Source organism: Psychromonas algicola (assembly GCF_004378355.1).
Lineage (GTDB): Bacteria > Pseudomonadota > Gammaproteobacteria > Enterobacterales > Psychromonadaceae > Psychromonas.
The window spans coordinates 15841-37362 of the sequence record NZ_SNUB01000006.1; the positions used below are offsets into that span (position 1 = coordinate 15841).

Annotated in this window: 24 protein-coding genes; 15 read left to right on the plus strand and 9 right to left on the minus strand. The window is 38.6% G+C overall.

The window, feature by feature from the left end:
- Nucleotides 1-6: 6 nt before the first annotated feature.
- The 8 genes from ubiE (at nucleotide 7) to hemB (ending at nucleotide 6537) form a co-directional block, all read left to right on the plus strand.
- Nucleotides 7-762: a bifunctional demethylmenaquinone methyltransferase/2-methoxy-6-polyprenyl-1,4-benzoquinol methylase UbiE gene (gene ubiE / locus E2R67_RS04335; protein WP_134289707.1), complete on the plus strand. Its 756-nt coding sequence runs from the start codon at nucleotides 7-9 to the stop codon at nucleotides 760-762.
- Between the two features lie 28 nt (nucleotides 763-790).
- Nucleotides 791-1402, plus strand: a complete 612-nt coding sequence (locus tag E2R67_RS04340) for a ubiquinone biosynthesis accessory factor UbiJ (RefSeq protein ID WP_134289708.1) — start codon at nucleotides 791-793, stop codon at nucleotides 1400-1402.
- Between the two features lie 19 nt (nucleotides 1403-1421).
- Complete coding sequence (gene ubiB / locus E2R67_RS04345) at nucleotides 1422-3062, plus strand: ubiquinone biosynthesis regulatory protein kinase UbiB (protein WP_134289709.1); 1641 nt, start codon at nucleotides 1422-1424, stop codon at nucleotides 3060-3062.
- 95 nt (nucleotides 3063-3157) lie between these two features.
- On the plus strand, nucleotides 3158-3388 hold the full coding sequence (gene tatA / locus E2R67_RS04350; protein ID WP_134289710.1) for a twin-arginine translocase TatA/TatE family subunit: 231 nt from the start codon (nucleotides 3158-3160) through the stop codon (nucleotides 3386-3388).
- A gap of 64 nt (nucleotides 3389-3452) precedes the next feature.
- A complete protein-coding gene (gene tatB, locus E2R67_RS04355; protein WP_134289711.1) occupies nucleotides 3453-3887 on the plus strand; it encodes a Sec-independent protein translocase protein TatB in 435 nt (144 codons plus the stop codon).
- Between the two features lie 3 nt (nucleotides 3888-3890).
- On the plus strand, nucleotides 3891-4661 hold the full coding sequence (gene tatC / locus E2R67_RS04360; RefSeq protein ID WP_134289712.1) for a twin-arginine translocase subunit TatC: 771 nt from the start codon (nucleotides 3891-3893) through the stop codon (nucleotides 4659-4661).
- Between the two features lie 2 nt (nucleotides 4662-4663).
- The gene (locus E2R67_RS04365; RefSeq protein ID WP_134289713.1) at nucleotides 4664-5446 is read left to right on the plus strand and encodes a TatD family hydrolase; all 783 of its coding nucleotides are present in this window, start codon (nucleotides 4664-4666) and stop codon (nucleotides 5444-5446) included.
- Between the two features lie 83 nt (nucleotides 5447-5529).
- Nucleotides 5530-6537 (plus strand): porphobilinogen synthase, encoded by a 1008-nt coding sequence (gene hemB / locus E2R67_RS04370; protein WP_134289714.1) that lies wholly within the window; start codon nucleotides 5530-5532, stop codon nucleotides 6535-6537.
- Nucleotides 6538-6672: 135 nt separating this feature from the next.
- Here the strand turns inward: hemB and E2R67_RS04375 are convergent, their stop codons facing one another.
- On the minus strand, nucleotides 6673-7638 hold the full coding sequence (locus E2R67_RS04375) for a helix-turn-helix domain-containing protein (RefSeq protein WP_208379459.1): 966 nt from the start codon (nucleotides 7636-7638) through the stop codon (nucleotides 6673-6675).
- Between the two features lie 185 nt (nucleotides 7639-7823).
- Between E2R67_RS04375 and E2R67_RS04380 the strand changes: the two genes are divergently transcribed.
- From E2R67_RS04380 to E2R67_RS04390, 3 genes are all read left to right on the plus strand, one after another.
- The gene (locus E2R67_RS04380) at nucleotides 7824-8333 is read left to right on the plus strand and encodes a TRAP transporter small permease subunit (protein WP_134289715.1); all 510 of its coding nucleotides are present in this window, start codon (nucleotides 7824-7826) and stop codon (nucleotides 8331-8333) included.
- On the plus strand, nucleotides 8330-9649 hold the full coding sequence (locus tag E2R67_RS04385; RefSeq protein ID WP_134289716.1) for a TRAP transporter large permease: 1320 nt from the start codon (nucleotides 8330-8332) through the stop codon (nucleotides 9647-9649). The genes E2R67_RS04380 and E2R67_RS04385 overlap by 4 nt, the downstream gene beginning before the upstream one ends.
- Before the next feature lie 85 nt (nucleotides 9650-9734).
- Nucleotides 9735-10775 carry a TRAP transporter substrate-binding protein gene (locus E2R67_RS04390; protein ID WP_134289717.1) on the plus strand — a complete coding sequence of 347 codons (1041 nt, stop codon included), beginning with the start codon at nucleotides 9735-9737 and terminating at the stop codon, nucleotides 10773-10775.
- Between the two features lie 64 nt (nucleotides 10776-10839).
- On the opposite strand, the gene E2R67_RS04395 is transcribed toward E2R67_RS04390, so the two are convergent.
- Nucleotides 10840-11316 carry an NYN domain-containing protein gene (locus tag E2R67_RS04395; protein ID WP_134289718.1) on the minus strand — a complete coding sequence of 159 codons (477 nt, stop codon included), beginning with the start codon at nucleotides 11314-11316 and terminating at the stop codon, nucleotides 10840-10842.
- 241 nt (nucleotides 11317-11557) lie between these two features.
- Between E2R67_RS04395 and E2R67_RS04400 the strand changes: the two genes are divergently transcribed.
- Nucleotides 11558-11869 carry a SirB2 family protein gene (locus E2R67_RS04400; RefSeq protein ID WP_445177029.1) on the plus strand — a complete coding sequence of 104 codons (312 nt, stop codon included), beginning with the start codon at nucleotides 11558-11560 and terminating at the stop codon, nucleotides 11867-11869.
- 10 nt (nucleotides 11870-11879) lie between these two features.
- Nucleotides 11880-12152, plus strand: a complete 273-nt coding sequence (locus E2R67_RS04405) for an Rdx family protein (protein ID WP_134289720.1) — start codon at nucleotides 11880-11882, stop codon at nucleotides 12150-12152.
- A gap of 50 nt (nucleotides 12153-12202) precedes the next feature.
- Here E2R67_RS04405 and E2R67_RS04410 read toward each other — a convergent pair whose 3' ends face one another.
- Nucleotides 12203-12340 (minus strand): siderophore-interacting protein, encoded by a 138-nt coding sequence (locus tag E2R67_RS04410; protein WP_243836952.1) that lies wholly within the window; start codon nucleotides 12338-12340, stop codon nucleotides 12203-12205.
- A gap of 445 nt (nucleotides 12341-12785) precedes the next feature.
- Between E2R67_RS04410 and E2R67_RS04415 the strand changes: the two genes are divergently transcribed.
- Nucleotides 12786-14663: a methyl-accepting chemotaxis protein gene (locus E2R67_RS04415; protein WP_134289721.1), complete on the plus strand. Its 1878-nt coding sequence runs from the start codon at nucleotides 12786-12788 to the stop codon at nucleotides 14661-14663.
- A gap of 130 nt (nucleotides 14664-14793) precedes the next feature.
- Here the strand turns inward: E2R67_RS04415 and E2R67_RS04420 are convergent, their stop codons facing one another.
- From E2R67_RS04420 to E2R67_RS04440, 5 genes are all read right to left on the minus strand, one after another.
- Nucleotides 14794-15573, minus strand: coding sequence for a siderophore-interacting protein (locus tag E2R67_RS04420; protein ID WP_134289722.1), 780 nt, complete (start codon nucleotides 15571-15573; stop codon nucleotides 14794-14796).
- Nucleotides 15574-15721: 148 nt separating this feature from the next.
- The gene (locus E2R67_RS04425) at nucleotides 15722-16558 is read right to left on the minus strand and encodes an energy-coupling factor transporter transmembrane component T family protein (RefSeq protein ID WP_134289723.1); all 837 of its coding nucleotides are present in this window, start codon (nucleotides 16556-16558) and stop codon (nucleotides 15722-15724) included.
- Nucleotides 16555-18255: an ABC transporter ATP-binding protein gene (locus E2R67_RS04430; protein WP_134289724.1), complete on the minus strand. Its 1701-nt coding sequence runs from the start codon at nucleotides 18253-18255 to the stop codon at nucleotides 16555-16557. Before E2R67_RS04430 ends, E2R67_RS04425 begins: the two co-directional genes overlap by 4 nt.
- A 6-nt stretch (nucleotides 18256-18261) precedes the next feature.
- The gene (locus tag E2R67_RS04435; RefSeq protein WP_134289725.1) at nucleotides 18262-18810 is read right to left on the minus strand and encodes an ECF-type riboflavin transporter substrate-binding protein; all 549 of its coding nucleotides are present in this window, start codon (nucleotides 18808-18810) and stop codon (nucleotides 18262-18264) included.
- 282 nt (nucleotides 18811-19092) lie between these two features.
- On the minus strand, nucleotides 19093-19821 hold the full coding sequence (locus E2R67_RS04440; RefSeq protein WP_134289726.1) for an SDR family oxidoreductase: 729 nt from the start codon (nucleotides 19819-19821) through the stop codon (nucleotides 19093-19095).
- Nucleotides 19822-19964: 143 nt separating this feature from the next.
- Between E2R67_RS04440 and E2R67_RS04445 the strand changes: the two genes are divergently transcribed.
- A complete protein-coding gene (locus tag E2R67_RS04445) occupies nucleotides 19965-20879 on the plus strand; it encodes a LysR family transcriptional regulator (RefSeq protein WP_134289727.1) in 915 nt (304 codons plus the stop codon).
- Nucleotides 20880-20939: 60 nt separating this feature from the next.
- Here E2R67_RS04445 and E2R67_RS04450 read toward each other — a convergent pair whose 3' ends face one another.
- The gene (locus E2R67_RS04450; RefSeq protein ID WP_134289728.1) at nucleotides 20940-21506 is read right to left on the minus strand and encodes a DNA-3-methyladenine glycosylase I; all 567 of its coding nucleotides are present in this window, start codon (nucleotides 21504-21506) and stop codon (nucleotides 20940-20942) included.
- Between the last annotated feature and the right edge of the window lie 16 nt (nucleotides 21507-21522).

Consider the following 21522-nt stretch of genomic DNA (forward strand, 5'->3'; position numbering starts at 1 on the left):
ATAATCATGAAAAAATCGCCTGACAATACAACTCATTTTGGCTTTAAAACCGTTGAAGAAGATAAAAAAGTAGAATTAGTGGCTGATGTTTTCCACTCTGTTGCTGCCAAATACGACATTATGAACGATGTATTATCTTTAGGTATTCACCGTATCTGGAAACGTTTCACCATTGATTGTTCAGGTGTTCGTAAAGGTCAAAAAGTCCTCGACTTAGCAGGCGGCACAGGCGATCTAACGGCTAAGTTTTCGCGTATAGTCGGTGAAGAAGGCCAAGTGGTTTTAGCCGATATCAATGATTCCATGCTTAAAGTCGGTCGTAGTAAGTTACGTGACAAAGGTATTGAAGGTAACGTGAGTTATGTTCAAGCCAACGCAGAAGAACTGCCTTTCCCTGATAACCATTTTGATTTAATTACCATTGCTTTCGGACTACGTAACGTAACCGATAAAGATAAAGCCCTCGCTTCTATCTATCGAGTCCTAAAACCAGGTGGTCGTTTACTCGTATTAGAATTCTCAACACCACTTTATTCGCCAGTTAAAAAGTTTTATGACTTCTATTCATTCAACATTTTACCTAAATTAGGCAAATTAATTGCGAACGATAGTGAAAGTTATCAATACCTTGCTGAAAGTATTCGAATGCATCCAGATCAAGAAACATTAAAAGAAATGATGAATCAGGTTGGTTTTGATAATACAGAGTACTTTAACTTAAGTGCAGGTATTGTTGCATTACATCGTGGCTATAAATACTAGTAACTCGCTCCTAACTCCGAGAATAAATATGTCATTAACAAATTTACTTTGTGGTTTATTAGAAACAGGTGTAAACCAATTACATCAATTAGATAGCAGCGCTGTCATAAAACGTAAACAACTTAATGGCACTATCATCGGCGTAAGTTTAAAAGAGCTGGATATTCCCCTGTATTTTGTCATCTCAGATCAACAAATAGATGTATTGAATAAATTTGAAGGGCAAACGGATTGTACTATTCGAGTGAGTTTTAGTGCCTTAAAACAATTACAAGATAACCACCAATTAACCAATTTAATTAAAAGTGGTGAGCTTGAAGTGGAAGGTGATATCCAACTTGTCCAACAATTTGCGAATTTATTAACAGATATGAAAATTGATTGGGAAGAACATTTATCACAAAAAGTCGGTGATGTAGTGGCTCATAAGTTTTGCTACCACACAAAACAGCTTTTTAAAGGTGCAGTAACTCAATCCAAAGCAATTGAAAAACAAGCCGCTCTTTATATAACAGAAGAAGCTAAACTTGCACCTAGCGGATTAGAAGTTGCTTACTTCTGCGACCAAGTTAACACACTAGAAACTGAAACAGACAAACTGCTGCTTAAGTTAGATGAGAAATTGAATCAACAAAGCTAACTAAATAGCCGGAAGAATAATGATAAAAATTAAAGAGTTATCGCGTTTATATCAAATTAACAAAACCTTTATTGAATATGGTTTAATTGAGTTAATTCCGAAAACTCAAATACCTAAAAGCTATTGGCTAATGCGCATTGTGTTGTTTTGGTTGCACAACAAACACAAAAAATTAAGCTCAGCAGAGCGCTTGCGTTTAAGCTTACAATCACTAGGTCCTATCTATATAAAATTAGGACAAATGCTTTCTACTCGTCGAGATCTACTCGCTCCAATTTATGCAGATCAACTCGCTCATTTACAAGACAACGTGCCACCATTTTGTGGTGATCTAGCCATCAAACAAATCGAAGAAGCTTTCCAGCGTCCTATCGATGAAATCTTTGATGACTTTGATAAAACCGCCCTTGCTTCAGCTTCCATCGCACAAGTTCATACCGCAATATTAAAAGAGGATGGACGAGAAGTTGTGGTAAAGGTCACCCGTCCTGATATTGAAAAAACAATTACCGCTGATATTCAATTAATGAAATGGCTCGCGGCATTAATGCAACGCTTTGTGAAAGATGCAAAACGATTACGTCCCGTAGAAGTGATTAATGAATACGAAAAAACCATACTCGACGAACTAGACTTAATGCGAGAAGGCGCCAATGCTATTCAATTACGCCGCAACTTCTTAGATTCAAAATTATTATACGTCCCTGAAATCTATTCTGATTATTGCACTAAAAATGCACTCGTCATGGAGCGAATCTACGGTATTCCAGTTTCTGATATAAATGCCTTAAAAGCGCAAAATACAAACTTAAAATTGTTGGCAGAGCGCGGTGTTGAAGCCTTTTTTACCCAAGTCTTTCGCGATAGCTTCTTCCATGCGGATATGCATCCAGGTAATGTATTTGTTTCCTACGAACACCCTGAAGATCCACTTTGGATTGGCATCGACTGTGGTATTGTTGGTACTTTAACCAATGAAGATAAACGTTATCTAGCAGAAAACTTTTTAGCCTTCTTCAATCGTGATTACAGACAAGTAGCACAACTGCATATTGATTCAGGCTGGGTACCAGAAGACACGCCTGTTGAAGAGTTTGAGTTTGCGATCCGCGCTGTTTGCGAGCCTATTTTTGAAAAGCCTTTATCTGAAATATCCTTTGCTCAAGTGCTCATTAATCTGTTTAACACTGCTCGCCGCTTCGATATGCAAGTGCAGCCACAGCTAGTATTATTACAAAAAACATTACTTTATATCGAAGGCTTAGGTCGTCAGTTATACCCACAGTTAGACTTATGGGATACAGCAAAACCTTTCTTAGAAAACTGGATGTTAGAGCAAGTCAGCCCTAAAACCTTACTTAAGAAATTAAAATTAAAAGCGCCTTTCTGGTTAGAAAAGTTACCTGATATTCCAGAGTTGGTTTATCACAACCTAGCGCAAACAAAACAAATTCAGCAACAGCAGCAACTATTAATACAACGACTGAATGAGCAACAACAAAAAAACAGTAAAAGCCAAGTCATTACGGCCTTGGCAATTACCTTCAGTATCATTGCAACTTTATTCTATTTACAGTCTAACGATAAGTTTAGCTTGTATTTTGGTATACCAGCAGTAATATCTTGGGTACTTGCTTGGCGCTTTACTAACAAAAAGTAACCTTTACACCTTTGATTTTATATCCCTAACAATCGGTGTATAAAACATTAACTTAATTTTTTTAATAACATTATTTAAACTACGAGGAATATATTATGGGCGGCATCGGAATTTGGCAGTTAGTTATCATTGCAGTCATTGTGATTGTTTTATTTGGTACTAAAAAATTACGCGGCGTAGGCAGTGATCTTGGTGGCGCAATCAAAGGCTTCAAAAAAGCGATAAAAGATGAAGAGCCAACGAGCGAATTAGAAAAGAAACCAAGCGCAAGTTTAAATGCAGAGCAACAAGTGGCTGATGCAGAAAAAAGCCAACAAAAAGACTAAGCATTAAATTGCAGTCATCAATGAAAGCTCTTCGATTTAGATTATTAAATAAAGGCATTAATTAATGTTTGATATTGGTTTTTGGGAGATCATGCTGATCTCCATTATTGGATTAGTCGTATTAGGCCCTCAACGCCTACCTATCGCTATTAAAAGCGTTATGAAGTGGGTTAATACTGCAAAAAACATGGCCAATTCAGTTAAAAATGAAATATCGCAAGAGCTTGAATTACATGAGATGAATGAAAATATGATCAAGGCAACAAAGCAAGGCCTTGATACAATGGATCCTAACTTAAAGGCTTCCATTGATGAAATGAAGAACACAGTAAAAGACTTAACTCGCCCTTACGAATATGATGGAGATGAAGCGATCCAGCCTCATCATAAAGAACCAATTCAAAGCGAAGTAAGCACTACTGAGCAAGATCAAAGCACTAAAACTGAAGCAAATAATTTACAATCATCTTCAGCACCAACCACGCCACAGGACAAATAATTAATGAGTGAGCAAACGCCAGATCAAGAGCAACATAGCCTGCCATTAATCACTCACCTTTTAGAGCTAAGAGACAGGCTATTAAAAGTGGTTGTTGTTGTCTTCTTGGTATTTTTACCCTTAGTTTATTTTGCTAACGACATTTATCATTACATCGCTATCCCACTGACTAGCCAATTACCTATCGGCTCCAGTATGATTGCAACAGGTGTTGCGACGCCCTTTTTTACGCCGATTAAATTAGCCATAGTATTAGCTATTTTTATTGCTATTCCGGTGATCCTATACCAATTATGGGCTTTTATTGCGCCCGGCTTATACAAACATGAACGACGTTTAATCGCACCTTTAGTGGTGAGTAGCGCATTACTTTTTTATGCAGGCATGGCCTTCGCTTATTATGTTGTTTTCCCGTTAGCCTTTGCTTTCTTCACCACGACAGCTCCTGAAGGCGTTACCATTGCAACCGATATCAGTAGCTATTTAGATTTTGTTTTAAAACTATTTTTTGCCTTTGGCTTAGCCTTTGAAATTCCAGTGGCGACATTGTTATTATGCTGGACAGGTGCAACCACACCAACGCAACTCAGAGCAAAACGTCCTTATATCGTTGTCGCAGCTTTCATTTTTGGGATGTTATTAACACCACCAGATGTTATTTCACAAACACTACTTGCCGTTCCTATGCTGATCCTCTTTGAACTGGGTTTATTATTTGCACGCTTTTATGTGAAAGAAGAAGTAGAAAATACGATTCACCAAGAGTCAGAATAAACATGATCGATATTGGTGTTAACTTAACCAACAAGCGTTTCGATAAAGACTTAATCTCAGTCATTGATAACGCAAAACAAGCAGGTTTAAGCAAACTTATCGTCACAGGCACCAGCTTGAAAGAAAGTGAGCAAGCTCTGTTATTAGCTAATGCTCACCCAGAGTTTATTGTTTCTACTGCCGGCGTGCATCCTCACGATGCAAGCTCGTTTACAACCGACACTTACAAGGCATTAAAGCAACTCGCTTCACAAGCTCAAGTAAAAGCCATCGGTGAATGTGGCCTAGACTTTAATCGCAATTTCTCAACGCCTACCGAGCAAGAACATGCTTTTATTCAGCAACTTGAATTAGCCGTAGAATGTCAATTGCCCGTGTTTATGCATGAACGTGATGCTAATGAACGTTTTATCGAATTATTAACGCCTTACATCAAACAACTGCCAAATGCCGTTGTACATTGCTTTACCGGTGATCAAGCTGCATTAGAACGCTGTTTAGCATTAGATTTACATATTGGTATAACAGGTTGGATATGCGATGAACGTAGAGGTTCACATCTACTTGAGCTAGTCAAAATGATCCCAGATGGTCGTTTAATGATTGAAACCGATAGCCCGTATTTATTACCCCGTTCAATGCGCCCTAAGCCGAAGTCTAGTCGCAATGAACCTAAGTATCTGCCTTATATCGCACAAACGATTGCAGATGCTCGTGAGCAAGAACTGCAAGCCTTCCTGTTCGCAACAGAAAAAACAACCAACACCTTTTTTAACCTAACTTAATCACAGCACTAGTCTGCTTTACCGCTTCCCTTTTAGGATGGCAAGCACGTGATCCAAACTAGTAAATGATAAAGGAAAATATTATGACAGTTTCTCAAGCCTTTCCCGCTCGTCGCTTACGTCGTGTACGTAAACATGATTTCTCTCGCCGTTTGGTTCAAGAAAACAATTTAACTGTGAATGATTTAATTTACCCAATGTTTGTCATTGAAGGTGAAAATCGTCGAGAGAAGATCGCGTCAATGCCAGGAATTGAGCGTCTATCATTAGATTTGTTAGCCATTGAAGTGAAAGAGCTTGAAGCGTTAGGTATTCCAGCCGTTGCCCTATTTCCAGTGACACCTAGTGACATTAAAACAGAAATGGCAGAAGAAGCTTATAACGAAAATGGGTTAGCACAACGCGCGGTAAGAGTAATCAAAGAAACCTGCCCTGAACTAGGTGTAATTACTGATGTAGCTTTAGACCCATTTACCACTCATGGACAAGATGGCATTATCGATGACGAAGGGTATGTACTCAATGACATCACCACCGAAATATTAGTTAAACAAGCGCTTTCGCATGCACAAGCAGGAGCAGATATTGTTGCACCATCAGATATGATGGATGGACGCATTGGCGCAATTCGTGAAGCTTTAGAAAACGCAGGTTATATCAACACGCAAATTATGGCTTACAGCGCAAAATATGCTTCAAACTACTACGGCCCTTTCCGCGATGCAGTGGGTAGCGCAAGTAACCTAAAAGGAGCCAATAAATCCACTTACCAAATGGATCCAGCAAACAGTGATGAAGCAATTCATGAAGTGGCCTTAGATATTCAAGAAGGTGCAGATATGGTGATGGTAAAACCGGGTATGCCTTATTTAGACATTGTTCGTCGTGTTAAAAGCGAGCTACAAGTACCCACTTTCGCTTATCAAGTGAGTGGCGAATATGCGATGCATAAAGCAGCCATTGATAACGGTTGGTTAAAAGAAAGAGAATGTGTTTTAGAATCGTTATTATGTTTTAAACGAGCAGGTGCAGATGGCATTTTGACTTACTTTGCAAAACAAGTTGCCACTTGGTTGAAAGAAGATAAGTAACCTTTGAACCACAGACAAAAGTCAGCGATGGCTTTTGTCTCTCGCTTTACTCAGAGCTGACAATCAAATCAGTCATGTTCACTCCCCCAAAAAAAGAACAACAACCATAACAATCAATTAGATCTCACTTAAACACTAACCATTTAAGCGACTTTGTTGTTGCAATGTTTGCCTTGGTGTTTCGCCGAATAGGCGTTTATAACTTTGGCAAAACTGACCTAAATGGAAAAAACCATAGTTAAATGCCACCTCGGAAATTGTTTGAAACTCCTCATTACTTTGTAACATGCGTCTTGCCTGATTAAGCCGAATAACTTGAATATACTGTTTAGGTGAAATTCCGTAGCATTGAGCAAAAGTATATTGCAGCGTACGGCGACTAACATGTACCGCAGAGCAAATTTCACTCATGGTTATAGGTGATTTCATGCGTGATTCAGTCAAGTACTCTTGAACTCGCGCCATAATACGTTTACGTTGCGGCGAGGTAACATGCGCAGCGCTAGTTTGCTGTGCTTTACTCAATAGTTCTAAAACCGCATCTTGAATAATAGACTCGTGAGTTTTACTACTCCAATTATTGCCTTTTGGCTGTAATAATAAAGAAAGATATTGTCTGAACTTATTGAGTTCCTCTGGCGACACGTTATCTAGCCATAAACCATCACTCGCATTATCATAAAGCTCTTCTTTTGTTTGCTCTGTCAGCTCGGTAAAAAAACTACGATGCAGCACTAATCCATAAATAGAAAAATCATCGGGCGTTAATAACTCGAAGTCTTGATTGCCTGGTCTGCATAAAAATTGATTCGCAGTGGTTTGCTCATTATTAATACGACAGCTTTTATTATTGGCACTAAACCCTAGCCAAAACCCACCGTTTTCTACTCGACACTGCTGTCGTAAGCTGTGACTAGTCTCTTCTCGAAATGTGTGAATATGCGGAAAATGAAGTTCATTAATAACGCCAACAAAGTGCCCTTGACTAAGCTGATCGAATTCCTGCTGCCAATTTATTAAATTCGCTGCCTGATGATTTGCATCATTAGAGTGAATCGTGCTCATCATTAGTGCGTTACTTTTTAATGTCAGTTCATCCATCTTTATTTCCTTGTTTTTTCATATGAACCAATATAGTGCTTACATTTTCTATCTTATTGTTAAATAGGCTTTTTTTATCTTTGCCGATTTTTGATACTGGTTAGGTATGAATATCGCTACTACTTATTAAATAGCTGCTGATTCTAAGTCAGCAAAAACTGAACCAATTCGCATAAGGACACTAGATGCCTGGTTTTATTCTTTCTTATATTAAATATGTCGATAAATTTAATTACCTTATTGGCCGCATGGCTATGTATGGCATCTTCGTAATGGTTGGCATACTTTTATGGTCTTCTATTTCTAAGACTTTTTTCTTTCCATCTCTTTGGACATTGGAATCTGCACAGTTTGTAATGGCCGCTTATTACATCCTCGGTGGTGCTTACGCAATCCAACTAAAGGCGAATGTTCGCATGGACCTTTTTTATGGGGAATGGTCGATAAAAAAACGCGCTTGGATGGATTTATTTACCGTCTTTTTCCTGATCTTTTTCTTGTGTGTGCTGCTATACGGTGGTTTAGAAAGCATGCTTTATTCATTGCAATATGGACAACGCACTAACACCGCTTGGCGTCCATTGATATGGCCAATCAAAGCCGTAATGTGCGTGGGCTTCACTATGATGATCTTACAATCCATTTCACAGTTTTTTAAAGATGTTGCGATTATTCGCGGAGTAGAAATTAAATGAGTTATGAACTGATCGCAATCGCGATGTTTGCCTCAATGGCATTATTAATGGCAACTGGCCAACGTGTATTTGCAGCAATAGGCGCAGTCGCATCAATCGCCGCAATTATGTTGTGGGGTACAGGCGGAGCAGAGATCCCTTTTACCGCAGCAATGAAGGTAATGAACTGGTATCCAATGTTAACGTTACCTATGTTTATTTTTATGGGTTATGTGTTATCTGAATCTAAGATTGCCGATGACTTATATAAAATGTTCCATGTTTGGATGGGACCGATGCCAGGCGGGCTTGCTATCGGTACGATAGGTCTGATGGTACTGGTATCAGCAATGAACGGGCTTTCTGTTGCAGGTATGGCTATCGGCGCTACCATTGCCTTACCTGAATTGCTAAAACGTGGCTACAACAAAAAAATGGTAACAGGCGTTATTCAAGCAGGTTCTTCATTGGGTATTTTAGTACCACCTTCTGTCGTACTGGTTCTGTATGCAATGATTGCACGCCAACCAGTGGGTCAACTTTGGCTCGCGGGTATTATCCCCGGTCTAATAATGGCAACGTTATTTATTATTTATATTGTTATTTGTTGTCGCATTAACCCTTCTTGGGGACCTGCGTTAAGCAAAGAAGAAAGAGACATTCCTCGCGCTGAAAAATTAAGCTTACTTAAGGCTGGGCTACTACCGCTTGGTATTTTTGCCGTCATGATGGTGCCTTTTGTCAATGGTTGGACAAGTTTGGTAGAAAGCTCTGCAATTGGCGCAATTGCAGCCTTTGTCGCTGCTGTTTTTAAAAAGCGCATGACCAAAGTCGTATTTGAAAACTCCGTACGTAATACATTAGCGATCTCTTGTATGTTTATGTGGATCATTCTCGCCGCATTAGGTTTTGGTGCCATATTTGATGGACTGGGCGCAGTGAAAGCGATCGCTGACTTATTCACTGAGCAGCTTGGGTTAAGCCCATGGACCATACTTATTTTAATGCAGCTTTCTTTTCTGATCATGGGGACTTTCCTTGATGATACGGCGATGTTAGTGATTGTTGCACCACTGTTTGTTCCGCTAGTGCATGCCCTTGGCTTTGACTTAATTTGGTACGGCGTTCTATACACAATTACCTGTCAAATTGCTTATATGACACCGCCATTTGGTTACAACTTATTTTTAATGCGAGCAATGGCTCCACCTGAAATTTCACTGCGTGATATTTACGGCTCTATCGGCCCTTTTGTCGGCATTATGGTGTTCGCACTTATTCTTATCATGGCCTTTCCACAACTTGCTTTGTGGCTGCCAAATTACGTTTACGGATAGTAGAACAATTAATATTTCAATTTAGAGCACTATTTACTTCAAGCGGGCAGGTGTCCGTGATCAATTAATCAACAGGAGAAATTTTATGAACTCAAGACGTAAATTTTTAACAACGGCAGCCGCACTGACTGCTGGTACCGTGTTGGCACCAGCAAAAACCTTTGCTGCTTCACCTAAGATAAAATGGCGTATGCAAACTTACGCAGGTCCAGCACTTGCAGAGCATGTTGTAAAACCTGCTATCGAAGCCTTTAACCGTATTGCCGGTGAAGAAATGCAAATAGAACTTTATTTTGCAGATCAATTAGTCCCAACGGGCGAGCTATTCCGCGCACTACAAAAAGGCATCATTGATGCGGTTCAGTCTGATGATGACTCAATGGCTTCACCAACTGAAGTAACAACATTTGGTGGTTACTTTCCTTTTGGTAGCCGTTACTCATTAGATGTACCGGTTTTATTCAACCAATACGGTTTAGATAAGATCTGGAAAGAAGAATACGCAAAATTCGGTATTAAACATATTTCTGCTGGTGCATGGGATCCATGTCATTTTGCAACTAAAAAGCCTATTAACAGCTTAGCTGACTTGAAAGGCTTAAGAGTATTTACCTTCCCAACTGCGGGTCGTTTCATGGCTAAATATGGCGTCGTGCCAGTGTCTATTCCATGGGAAGACGTGGAAGTGGCTCTACAAACAGGTGAATTAGATGGAATCGCTTGGTCTGGTATTACCGAAGATTACACTGTGGGTTGGTCAAAAGTAACAGATTACTTCTTAACGAATAATATTTCTGGCGCTTGGATTGGTCACTTCTTTGCCAATATGGATCGTTACAACGAACTACCAGAGCATTTGAAAGAGTTATTAGCCTTATGTATGGAAACATCACACTACTACCGTCAATGGTGGTACTGGGGTGGTGAAGCGCAATTACGCGTTAACGGTCCAGATATGAAATTAACAACGATTCCTGATGAAGAATGGGCACAAGTTGAATCGGATGCTCGTGATTTCTGGGATGAAATCGCAAAAGAATCGCCAACAAAAGCCAAAATTGTTGAGATCTTTAAGCAATACAATGCGGATATGGAAAAAGCAGGTCGCCCTTACCGTTACAGCTAAACTTTAGCTTAGAGAACAGCAACCGTACTGGCTGCTGTTCTTTTCTTCAAAACAAATAAATCAATTATCCTAACAATAACTCACCATCGATAGCATTAAACACAGTACAACTATCAATCAAAGCTTTTGCTGTTAATTTAGGCACTCCATAAGCTTCTGTTGTCACTTGATAAACATCTTTTACTTTATCCAATAAAATCGCAAAATCACCATCACCGGTTAATAAAATTACAGTATCAACAGATGCCGCTACTTCCATCACGTCAATGGTAATGCCCACGTCCCAATCGCCCTTTGCGGTGCCATCGCTACGTTGAATAAAAGGTTTTAGCTTTACATCAAACCCAACGTGTTTAAGCATCTCTTGAAACTTCTGTTGTTGGTTATCACCGCGATCAATCGCGTAAGCATAAGCGCAAACAATCTCACCTTGCGCTGCTATCTTTTGCCATAACTTACGGTAGTTAAACTGTTTTCCATAAGCCTGACGCGTGGTGTAATAAATATTTTGAACGTCAGCAAAAATTGCAATTTTTTTCATTAAAGATGACCTAGATTCGATAAGTTAATGAATAGAATATGAGGCTTTTAAAGCTTTTCAGCAAGCTTATTGTTTGATTAAGTAAAAAACGATAACGTTAAATGAAATTAACATTCTTAAATAAAACGCGTAAAGTACATTACCCTCTTATTTCGGATAGATTTCATGGAAAATTTTTACCTCCCCATTAAACACCTGCACATCACGCTAGTCACTTTTAGTGTGTTATTTTTTATCATTCGTGCTGCCTTTAATGTTTATCAATAAACCAATCCATCAACAAAAATGGGCTAAAATGTTAGCAAGGATTGTTGATACCTTCCTATTAATCTCAGCCATTATGCTTTGCTTTATCATTCATCAATCACCATTATTTGATAACTGGTTAACTGAAAAAGTATTCTGTCTTATCGCCTATATCATTTTGGCTTACATTGCCCTTTATCGCGCGTCGACTTTAGCAACGCAGTTACTCAGCACTTTTTTCGCCTTAGGTTGGGTAGTTATTGCAGTCAAAATCGCCATACTAAAGCAACCCTTTTTATTAGGATGAAAACCATCATATGAATAAAGTAGAGATTAAATATTGCAAGAAATGCCGTTGGTTACTGCGTTCAAGTTGGATGGCGCAAGAGATCTTAAACACCTTTGAAGAAGAAGTTGATGAACTCTCATTACTACCGGGAACAGGCGGCATTTTTGAAATCACGGTAAACGACCAGCTTATCTGGTCGCGTAAAGAAATGGGCGGATTTCCCGAAATAGCCGAACTTAAAAAATTGGTGAGAGATATTGTCGCGCCCGATAGAAACTTAGGCTGTATCGATAGAAAGTAGCAGTAATCACATCTAGCCGTTATTACTGCATAATAAAGTGATTGATAGGATTAGTTTGCCTCAGCATCTTCTCTTTTCATCACTTTATGCCCATCTTCAGTGACACCTGATTTCCAATAACTGCTGATATAGACATTGTCTTTCTCAACTTCTTTTTCATTACGGAAATAACCACGTAATGCACACATTGTTCGAACTCACAAGCATCCTATTCTCACTAGACAGTTAACGAATCTGCAAGTAAAGCCCCCATATCAGCAAAACTTCCATTTACAACATACAAAGAAACTGAACAGGATATGCAAAACTGAATTCATTTTAAACGTACCATTTCGGACGTGTACTATACCGATCCGAAGCTAAACCAAAGATCCTATTCAGCTTTACTGAAATCAATTATTAGACAAAGTTTAACTTGATATTAAACAAGGTTTTATCATTAGCCATTTGATAGTGTCAAATTAGTGGTTCGCTATCTAATTTTTTTGCATCAGACTATTTTGATAAAAACATTGTAATTATCACCGTTCTACAATATCTAAAATAGCGCTCTTTAGCCCAATAAGCTTAAAAGAGACTTGTATAAATCACATTATATAGCGCGGTATATTTTAATACTTTAGTGAGCAATATATGAGAACTTTTAAAATTCAAGTCATTGGTGCAATTGCAATGTTTATCGTTGTAACAGTTTTAGGCTTAACTATAACCAGCTACTATTCATTTCAAAATGAAAGCATTAGTTTAACTAAGAAAATATTACAAGAGCGTAATGCTAGTGTGAAGTCAGAATTATCACAAAAGTTTAGCCACTACAAATCACTTTTATCTTCAATCACTATTAATGAATCAGACTTTTTAGAGGATTCATTGTCGAACAGTGCAGTTTTTCGACTAGAATCGGCTTCAAAAATGCAGAGCTCAATTAGCACTGGTGTGTATGTTATTAGAAGTAATGGTGAAATTTATCAAGATGGTAAGAAGCTTAATTTTAATGTTAAGGAGCTAAATAGAGCCTATTACGTTGCTATCTTTGTAGAGGGAAAATCATCTTATTTTTCGGAACCCTATATTTCAAAGACCACAGGAAAACAAGTAGTTGGTGTTATTGTTAAAATAAATCCAACTACAGCGATACTTTCTAGTGTATTTTTAGATTCAATACTTGGTTCAGCTAAAACACGGAAAGATCTATTTATCTACACAAGTAAAGGAATGATAATACAAGCTCCTTACCCTGAGTTAATAGGAGAAGATATTTTTGAAAAACGCCCGTTATATAAAGAGTTTAATAGTGATAACCCTGAATTATCTTATACTAGTGAGCTGAATGGTATCGACACTGACTTTACTGCATTTTGGGGAGAATTTGATATTAATGGCTGGGCATTCGTTAGCTTTGTTCATGATAGTGAAATTGAGCACAATGCTAATACTCAACTATTTATATCCCTACTTATCGGTTTAATTGCTTTGCTTATATCCTGTGGAGGTATATTTTTGCTTATCAATAAATTAGTGATTAAACCTGTTGGGGGAGCACCTAAAGAAATAGCTGCAATAATGGAAACAATGGCTGAAGGAGATTTTACCCATTCTATCGTATCATCACGAAAAGAAACCGGAATTTATAAATCTCTGGTAAAACTATCAACCCAGCTGACAGACCTAATAAAAAATACTCATAGCATCTCAGAAAGTGTCTCTTCAGCATCCTCTGAGCTTAATACAGTGATGAGCAATACTAAATCAAATGCTCAAGAAGAACTGGCTCAAATGGATCAAATTGCAACAGCCATTACCGAATTATCTTCAACATCTCAAGAAGTCAGCGGTAAAGCGATGATGGCAGAAGAAGAAGCAAAAGGGGCAAAAGCCAGTGTAACCGATGGTAACTTGAAGTTAGAAGAAAATATCGAATTAACTAATACGATTAGTCTATCAGTGAATGAAAGTGCAAATATTGTTAATGAGCTAAGACAATTTGCAATTGAAATTGGCAGTGTTACTGAAGTCATTAATTCTATTTCAGAGCAAACCAATTTATTAGCATTAAATGCAGCAATAGAAGCAGCAAGGGCGGGTGAGCACGGTAGAGGCTTTGCTGTTGTAGCCGATGAGGTTCGTAGCTTGGCATCAAAAACTCAAGATTCGACAGTAAGCATACAAAAAATTATAGAAAAACTTCAGACTCAGTCTGAAAAAGCTCAGAATAATATGCAACAAAATGTAGAGCTTATAAAAGATTCAGTTCAGTTAGCCGATAATGTTAAAGCATCTTTTGAGAATATTAATCGAGCGGTAGAATCTATATCGGAAATAAATTCATTAGTTGCGACATCATCTCAAGAACAGTTTCATGTAACTGAAGAAATTGCAGAAATAACAACAAAGGCACATGACTTAGTTCACCAAAATGTATCCGGCATTAATGATACTCTACAAGCTTCAGTAGAACTTTCGAAGTTAGCCGAACATCAAAAAAGTGAGTTGGACTTTTTCAAAATATAGTTGCCGTGAAATGAGTTTGAGTTTTGAGTCTCTGTCATCGAGCGCCCGATAGAAACTTAGGCTGTATCGATAGAAAATAGCAGTAATCACATCTAGCCGTTATTACTGCATAATAAAGTGATTGATAAGATTAGTTTGCCTCAGCATCTTCTCTTTTCATCACTTTATGTCCATCTTCAGTGACACCTGATTTCCAATAACTGCTGATATAGATATTGTCTTTCTCAACTTCTTTTTCATTACGGAAATAACCACGTAATGCACGCATATCGTCAAATTCACAAGCAACCCAAACCGACACTTTGCCCGGTAACCAAGGTAACACTTGTACTTTTTCAATAAGCGACTCTCCCCCTAACAACCACAAAACTTGAATATTTTCAGGCGCATCAATTGATCGAATATCATCAGGTTCAATCACTTTGATCACCGCATACCCTTTGGCGTCTTTAGGTAAATTGCGAATTTTTGCAGATAGCGCAGGTAACGCCGTCATATCTGCCACCGCAAAGAACCAATCGGCATCGCTATTGATATCGAGAATAAGCCCAGGGCCGCCAACATAAATACTATCGCCAACCACCGCATTCATCGCCCAACGCGCAGCAAACCCACAGCCAGAGTCGGACGTTTCATGGCGAACAAAGTCTACATCAATGGTACATTCACTTCGAGAAAACTCAGCAATGGTATAAGTACGCATAACAGGTCGCTCGCCTTCTGCAAGCGCGCTTGGATCCGTACTTCCCTGCGCATTAAAAAGCAGCTTTATATAACTACCTTCACAGTGCTCTGGGAAATCAGCAAACTCATCGGCATGGAGTGTCACACGCTGCATATTGGCAGATGTTTTTTCTGTTTTAATCACGGTCGCTTTTTTAGGTTGAGGTTTAGCTTGGGATTTTGCCATTAGACTACTCGATAATAGTTGTTATTTAGATTTAAGGTTAGACTATCACTATAAAGAAAAGTTTGGCAACCTTATAAATTATTATTACGCGGTTAGATAGTAGGCTACACATCATGAATGAATGACTTCAATAATCAAATAAAATGAATTAAAAAGGATACCAAAATAACTGCGTTTCAAACACGCGTTTAAAAATAGCTAATGAAACACACACCAAAATCCCCAATAAACACAACCAATCTCTTACGGCTAACGGTTTTAAACTATACCAAGTGCGATATTGATGACGTCCAAAACCACGTAATGTCATGGCATTTGAAATCTCTTCTGTTTTATCCAAACTACTAAAAATCAACGGTCCTAAAATACTGGCTAGACTTTTCAAACGTGCAAAAAAAGAAGCCTTCTTAGACAGCTCAATCCCACGCGCTTGTTGCGCATGCATAATATTCACGTAATCTTTCTTAATTTCAGGTAAATAACGCAAGGTTAAACTCACTGCATAAGCAATTTTATAAGGCACGCCCAATCGATTTAAACTCGCTGAAAATTCAGTAGGATGCGTGGTAAACACAAACACTAACGCGATAGGAAACATACTGAAATACTTTAACGTGATGGTCACCAAATAGAACAAGGTTTCTTGCGTGATGGAATAAAAGCCTAACGGTAGCAAGATAGTTTCAGAGCCGATATAGGCCGTACCCTGTTGCGGCGCTAATAAAAACATAAACAACGCATTTAATGACAACACACTGGCAGTGGCAATCAATAAAGTACGATAAGCCTTTACAGGCACTCGCGTCATTTTAAGCAATAACAAGCCGACACAAACCAATCCGCCAATCAAGCGCAAATCAAAGGTGGTCAGTACAACAGTGACCCACGCCATAAACAAAACAAACTTGGTGATCCCATTTAATTGATGCAACGCTGAGCCTGTATCAATATAACTTATCCCAAAGGCTATTTTTTCAGCTTTCATGCATTATGCCTCGTTTGTTCCGCTTCAATAAAGTGTTGCATAAAAGCACTGCTATCAGCGAGCTCTAAATTGACCGCTAGCTCATATAAGCTGGTTGTTACGAGGTTAGCTTTAGCTAACAAATCAGGTTGGCTAAACACTTGCGTCATTGGCGCATCGGCAATCAGTTGGCTATCGGCTAATACAATCGAACGCGTTGTATATTCTAAAACCAAATGTAAATCATGAGAGATGATCACGACAGTGATCCCTAAGCTTGCATTTAAGGTTTTGATGAAACTTAACATGGCAGTATAACTGCGGTGATCCTGCCCGGCTGTTGGTTCATCCAATATTAATAATTCTGGCTCTAACACTAGAATAGAAGCAATAGTGACGCGTTTTTTTTGACCATAACTTAATGCATCAATGGGCCAGTTACGGTATTTTTTTAACCCACAAAGCGTTAATACATCGAGAACTTTCTCGTTAATAAGCGTTTCATCCAATCCGCGATTACGCAGACCAAAAGCCACTTCATCAAAGATCATATGATGAGAAATCATATGATTAGGATTTTGCATTACCACACCAACACGTTGGCTACGCTCAAAAATACTCAGTTCAGCAAGATCTTGGTCGTTAAGGAATATACTCCCCAAGTCAGGCTCAACCACGCCCATAATGAGTTTGGTTAAGGTTGATTTACCGGAGCCATTTTTCCCTAAAATAGAAACAAACTCGCCTTTATTTACTGTAAAACTAACATCATCAACCGCATTCACTTCGCCATTGTAGGAATAAGTTAATCCAGACAAGGTTAATAAAGGCGTTTGTTTTTCTGCTTGAACCGCTATGTAGGAAGCATTAAACCAATCTAATACTTTACCTTTGTATTTTTCTAAGGGCATTGTGTTTAGATTTGATGGTTTATCTTGCGCATCGATAACACAACCCGCTGATTTTAATGCTGATAAATAAAGTGGTTCGCGTATACCGTGCGTTTCAAGTAGTGAAGAAGCGAGTAATTTATCGGGTGTCATATCGGCAACGATAGCCCCATCAGCCATCAAAATAATACGGTCAACATCACGATGTAATACATCTTCCAAACGATGCTCAATCATAATAATGGTTTTGTTTGCGTCTCGATGTAATTGGTCGATGATCTCAATGGTCTTTTTACTTGTTTTTGGATCCAGTGCCGCAAGCGGCTCGTCAAAAAGTAAAATATCAACATCATCCACTAGGATCCCAGCTAACGACACACGCTGCTTTTGTCCGCCAGACAACTCTTGTGGTGAGCGGTCGAGCAATGATTCCAACTCCACCATCTGCGCAGTCGATTTAACCACAGGATACATTTCAGCCGTTGGCGTACATTGGTTTTCCAAGGCAAAAGCAATATCTTCACCGACGGTTAAACCAACAAACTGACTGTCCGTATCCTGTAAAACTGTCCCGACGAGCTCGGTATAATGATGCATCTCGAATTGACTACTATCTTTCCCCGCAATATGCAATTGGCCAGAGCACTGCCCTTTTATCGCATGAGGAATAAGGCCGTTAAGACAACGACCTACCGTAGATTTGCCACTACCACTTGCGCCGATAATAACAATTTTTTCGCCTTTTTCTATTTTCAAATTAATATTGTTAAGCGTGGGTTTATCCAACGATTTATATTGAAAAGAAAAATTCGAAAACTCAATCTGCATTATTGATTATTCCTCGCTTAGGTTACTACTTTGTTGATTACGCTTTGCAGCAGATTTCAAGATAAAGTAACCAACAACCGCGATTAATACAGTGTTACCCGAAGCAATAATGGTTAATTGTGTAAACACTTTCGCAAAGGGTTCGGCATATAAAACAGTATCTAAGAAAGCAGAAACGCCATAACCAATCACATTACCGACCAATGCAAGTACAATAAATAAAGCAAAGTCTTTCATTGCAAAAATACCAGATTGAATACGACGATTAGTCAGTCGAGGGAATAAACCAATCACTAAACCAACAATCCCAGAGCCTAATACCCAAGTAAACCAAACACCCCAACCAGCAAATAAATCAGTCACCCAGTGACCAATAAAGCCCACTAAGAACCCAACGAATGGGCCAAATAATACAGAAAATAGCGCAAGGATCGCCATCGCAGGTTTTAAGGTTGTGTTAGCAAATACAGGTACGCCAAACATGGGTAAGCCACCGATGCCATAAAGCGCAGCGCCAATCGCAATAACAACAACGGTTTTAGTAGATAATTTCATAGTTACCTCGTTAATGATAATAGTTTCTGGGATTATACGGGTTATCAAAAACAATAAGAAGTCTAACGGTCTAGATGTCTAGAAATAAAATATTTACGAATTGATAAGGTGAAAGCTCGATGAGGTTTTAGTAGAAAATTTGAATGATGAATATATTTGTATCTAATTTTTCACAGCCATTAAAAGTGAAATTAACAGAACATAAATGAAGGTAATAAAAAGGAGGCTATATTTTCAGTAAAAAATAGCCTCCTTAAATATTTAGAAAGTAGGTATTTCCATTTAAACTAAGTAACCGCCATCCACTTCAATGGTTACATTACGTAAAGGTGTTGACGCATCATCAAGAAGATATTGAATTGAACCAAGATGATCTTCTGCTCTTAATTCACGACCTAATGGTGTTGCTTTCAAACTTTCAAACACGGCAGTTTGCTGCTCTGTGCTCATGCCTGCTTTTGAATGAATTTCAGTTGCCGTGATACCCGGTCTAATTGAATTAACACGAACTCCCAAATCAGCCAACTCTACGTTTAAGACATGAATAACAGCTTCAAAAGCCGCTTTACTTGCAGAATAAACAGCAGAACCAGGGAAACCTTTTTGTACCACAATAGAAGAAACAAACACCACGCTTGAAGGATTTGCCAAACAAGGTTGTAGAGCTTGCAAAGTAAAAAACGGCCCTTTGGTATTCACTGCAATCATTTCATCAAAATGCGCTGGTGTAGCATTCATAAAAGGACTTGGATGAAAAATACCTGCATTTAATACCACACCATCTAACTTAACGCCTTCCTCTTCTAACGACTTTCCAAGTGAGGCTAATTGATCAAGGTTAGCGCTATCAGCTAAGTACGCTTTAACGCCTAGATCTGCAACAACTGCATCTAACTTCTCTTGATTTCTACCTGTGATGATTACGTTATTACCTAATGCGACATTATGTTTTGCTAACGCTAAACCAATACCAGACGTTGCGCCTGTAATTAAAATCGTTTTTATTTGCATATTATTGTTCCCACTATTTTATGATGACTTATATGTACTTTTATATAGCCATAAAGCTTAACCTCTTTTATAGTTCCTTATTAGCTACCAATTGGTTAACTATAAGTTTCTATTTTAGAAACAATCAATAATAAGAGGACGCGATGAACAAACTACATAATCACCTTTCTCATCTATATTTATTTTATAACGTAGCGCGTTTAGGTAGCTTTCAAGCAGTAGCAACAAAATACAATTTACCTCGTTCTTCTGTCAGTAAAAAAATACAACAACTTGAAGAACAAGTGGGTCAACGGCTTATTCAAAGAAGTACGCGCAAACTGAGTTTAACCGATGCAGGGCGAGATTTATTAGCTGCGTCAGCATCATTAAGTAAAGTCGTAGAGTCCTCTCAACGTGTTATCGAAAAACATGAATCCACACTATCAGGTACGGTTAAAATAAGTTGCACCGTGATCATTGGAGAAAAATACCTACTGCCTTTAATGCATTCATTACGTGAAGAATATCCAGCCATTTCACTAGAGCTTTATTTTAACGACGATCCTGTCGATTTATTAGCGCAAGAAATTGATATTGCCATTCGCATTGGTCATTTACCTGATTCCTCTTTAATGGCGAGAAAAATCTGCGATAAACGTTTAGGTTGGTTCGCCAGTCCAGGCTATTTAGAAAAACATGGCACACCAGCCACTCCAGATGATTTAACCGAACACCAATGCGTTATTTTTAAGAATCAAAGCATTACTCTGGATCATTGGTCATTCAAACAAACCAATGGCGATATCATCAAAGTCCGAGCGCAAAACAATATAGCAACGGATAATGGACACGCGTTAGTTGAAATGGCACGCATGGGATTAGGCGTGATCATGATTGATGCGATCTTAATTAAAGACGATATTGAAAATGGCACTTTAGTACCTATTTTAACGGATTGGCAACACCCAGACACCTTACCAATCAATCTTGTTTGCTTAGGAAGAAACTACAGAAGCCGCGCTTCCACTACCATTTGGGAAGCTTTATTTGAACATTTACAAAAAGTATTGTCTTGATATTGTAAAATGGATCAGCGTTAACATCACCCTAGTAAACGCTTTATTTTATTAGTATTGCTAATACGCATCAAAGCGAAAACAATCCGTTGTATGGTCATTGACCAAACCGACAGATTGCATAAACGCATAGACAGTGGTTGGCCCTAAGAACTTAAAGCCTTTCTTCTTCAACGCTTTACTGATCAGAATCGATAACTCAGTGGAAGCAGGTACTTCTTCACTTGATTGCCAATGGCCAACAAGGGTTTTGTTGTCAGTAAACTGCCAGATGTAATCAGAAAAACTGCCGTACTCTTGTTGCACATTCAAAATACATTGTGCGTTATTAATAATCGCTGAGATTTTTGCTCGGTGTCGAACAATACCCGCATCTAACACTAATTCTTCAATTTTAGCCTCATCAAATGCCGCCACACTTTTCAAATCAAACTGATGAAACGCCGCGCGATACCCTTCGCGTTTATTTAAGATGGTATGCCAGCTAAGTCCCGACTGACACAGTTCTAAAGACAATGCTTCAAATAACTTGCTGTCATCATAAACAGGAACGCCCCATTCGGCATCATGGTAGGCTTCTTCCAATTTGGTTTTTAAAGCCCACAGGCATTTGTTTGTTTGGTTCATTGGCAATGATGGCCTT

What these genes read in the sequence shown, in the direction of transcription:
- tatB (WP_134289711.1), top strand. Translation starts at nt 3,453, where the DNA reads ATGTTTGATATTGGTTTTTGGGAGATCATGCTGATCTCCATTATTGGA.
- E2R67_RS04385 (WP_134289716.1), top strand. Translation starts at nt 8,330, where the DNA reads ATGAGTTATGAACTGATCGCAATCGCGATGTTTGCCTCAATGGCATTA.
- E2R67_RS04415 (WP_134289721.1), top strand. Translation starts at nt 12,786, where the DNA reads ATGAGAACTTTTAAAATTCAAGTCATTGGTGCAATTGCAATGTTTATC.
- E2R67_RS04390 (WP_134289717.1), top strand. Translation starts at nt 9,735, where the DNA reads ATGAACTCAAGACGTAAATTTTTAACAACGGCAGCCGCACTGACTGCT.
- E2R67_RS04425 (WP_134289723.1), bottom strand. Translation starts at nt 16,558, where the DNA reads ATGAAAGCTGAAAAAATAGCCTTTGGGATAAGTTATATTGATACAGGC.
- E2R67_RS04340 (WP_134289708.1), top strand. Translation starts at nt 791, where the DNA reads ATGTCATTAACAAATTTACTTTGTGGTTTATTAGAAACAGGTGTAAAC.
- E2R67_RS04450 (WP_134289728.1), bottom strand. Translation starts at nt 21,506, where the DNA reads ATGAACCAAACAAACAAATGCCTGTGGGCTTTAAAAACCAAATTGGAA.
- E2R67_RS04375 (WP_208379459.1), bottom strand. Translation starts at nt 7,638, where the DNA reads ATGGATGAACTGACATTAAAAAGTAACGCACTAATGATGAGCACGATT.
- tatA (WP_134289710.1), top strand. Translation starts at nt 3,158, where the DNA reads ATGGGCGGCATCGGAATTTGGCAGTTAGTTATCATTGCAGTCATTGTG.
- hemB (WP_134289714.1), top strand. Translation starts at nt 5,530, where the DNA reads ATGACAGTTTCTCAAGCCTTTCCCGCTCGTCGCTTACGTCGTGTACGT.
- E2R67_RS04395 (WP_134289718.1), bottom strand. Translation starts at nt 11,316, where the DNA reads ATGAAAAAAATTGCAATTTTTGCTGACGTTCAAAATATTTATTACACC.
- E2R67_RS04405 (WP_134289720.1), top strand. Translation starts at nt 11,880, where the DNA reads ATGAATAAAGTAGAGATTAAATATTGCAAGAAATGCCGTTGGTTACTG.
- ubiE (WP_134289707.1), top strand. Translation starts at nt 7, where the DNA reads ATGAAAAAATCGCCTGACAATACAACTCATTTTGGCTTTAAAACCGTT.
- E2R67_RS04445 (WP_134289727.1), top strand. Translation starts at nt 19,965, where the DNA reads ATGAACAAACTACATAATCACCTTTCTCATCTATATTTATTTTATAAC.
- tatC (WP_134289712.1), top strand. Translation starts at nt 3,891, where the DNA reads ATGAGTGAGCAAACGCCAGATCAAGAGCAACATAGCCTGCCATTAATC.
- E2R67_RS04420 (WP_134289722.1), bottom strand. Translation starts at nt 15,573, where the DNA reads ATGGCAAAATCCCAAGCTAAACCTCAACCTAAAAAAGCGACCGTGATT.
- E2R67_RS04440 (WP_134289726.1), bottom strand. Translation starts at nt 19,821, where the DNA reads ATGCAAATAAAAACGATTTTAATTACAGGCGCAACGTCTGGTATTGGT.
- E2R67_RS04435 (WP_134289725.1), bottom strand. Translation starts at nt 18,810, where the DNA reads ATGAAATTATCTACTAAAACCGTTGTTGTTATTGCGATTGGCGCTGCG.
- E2R67_RS04410 (WP_243836952.1), bottom strand. Translation starts at nt 12,340, where the DNA reads ATGTGTGCATTACGTGGTTATTTCCGTAATGAAAAAGAAGTTGAGAAA.
- E2R67_RS04365 (WP_134289713.1), top strand. Translation starts at nt 4,664, where the DNA reads ATGATCGATATTGGTGTTAACTTAACCAACAAGCGTTTCGATAAAGAC.
- E2R67_RS04430 (WP_134289724.1), bottom strand. Translation starts at nt 18,255, where the DNA reads ATGCAGATTGAGTTTTCGAATTTTTCTTTTCAATATAAATCGTTGGAT.
- E2R67_RS04380 (WP_134289715.1), top strand. Translation starts at nt 7,824, where the DNA reads ATGCCTGGTTTTATTCTTTCTTATATTAAATATGTCGATAAATTTAAT.
- ubiB (WP_134289709.1), top strand. Translation starts at nt 1,422, where the DNA reads ATGATAAAAATTAAAGAGTTATCGCGTTTATATCAAATTAACAAAACC.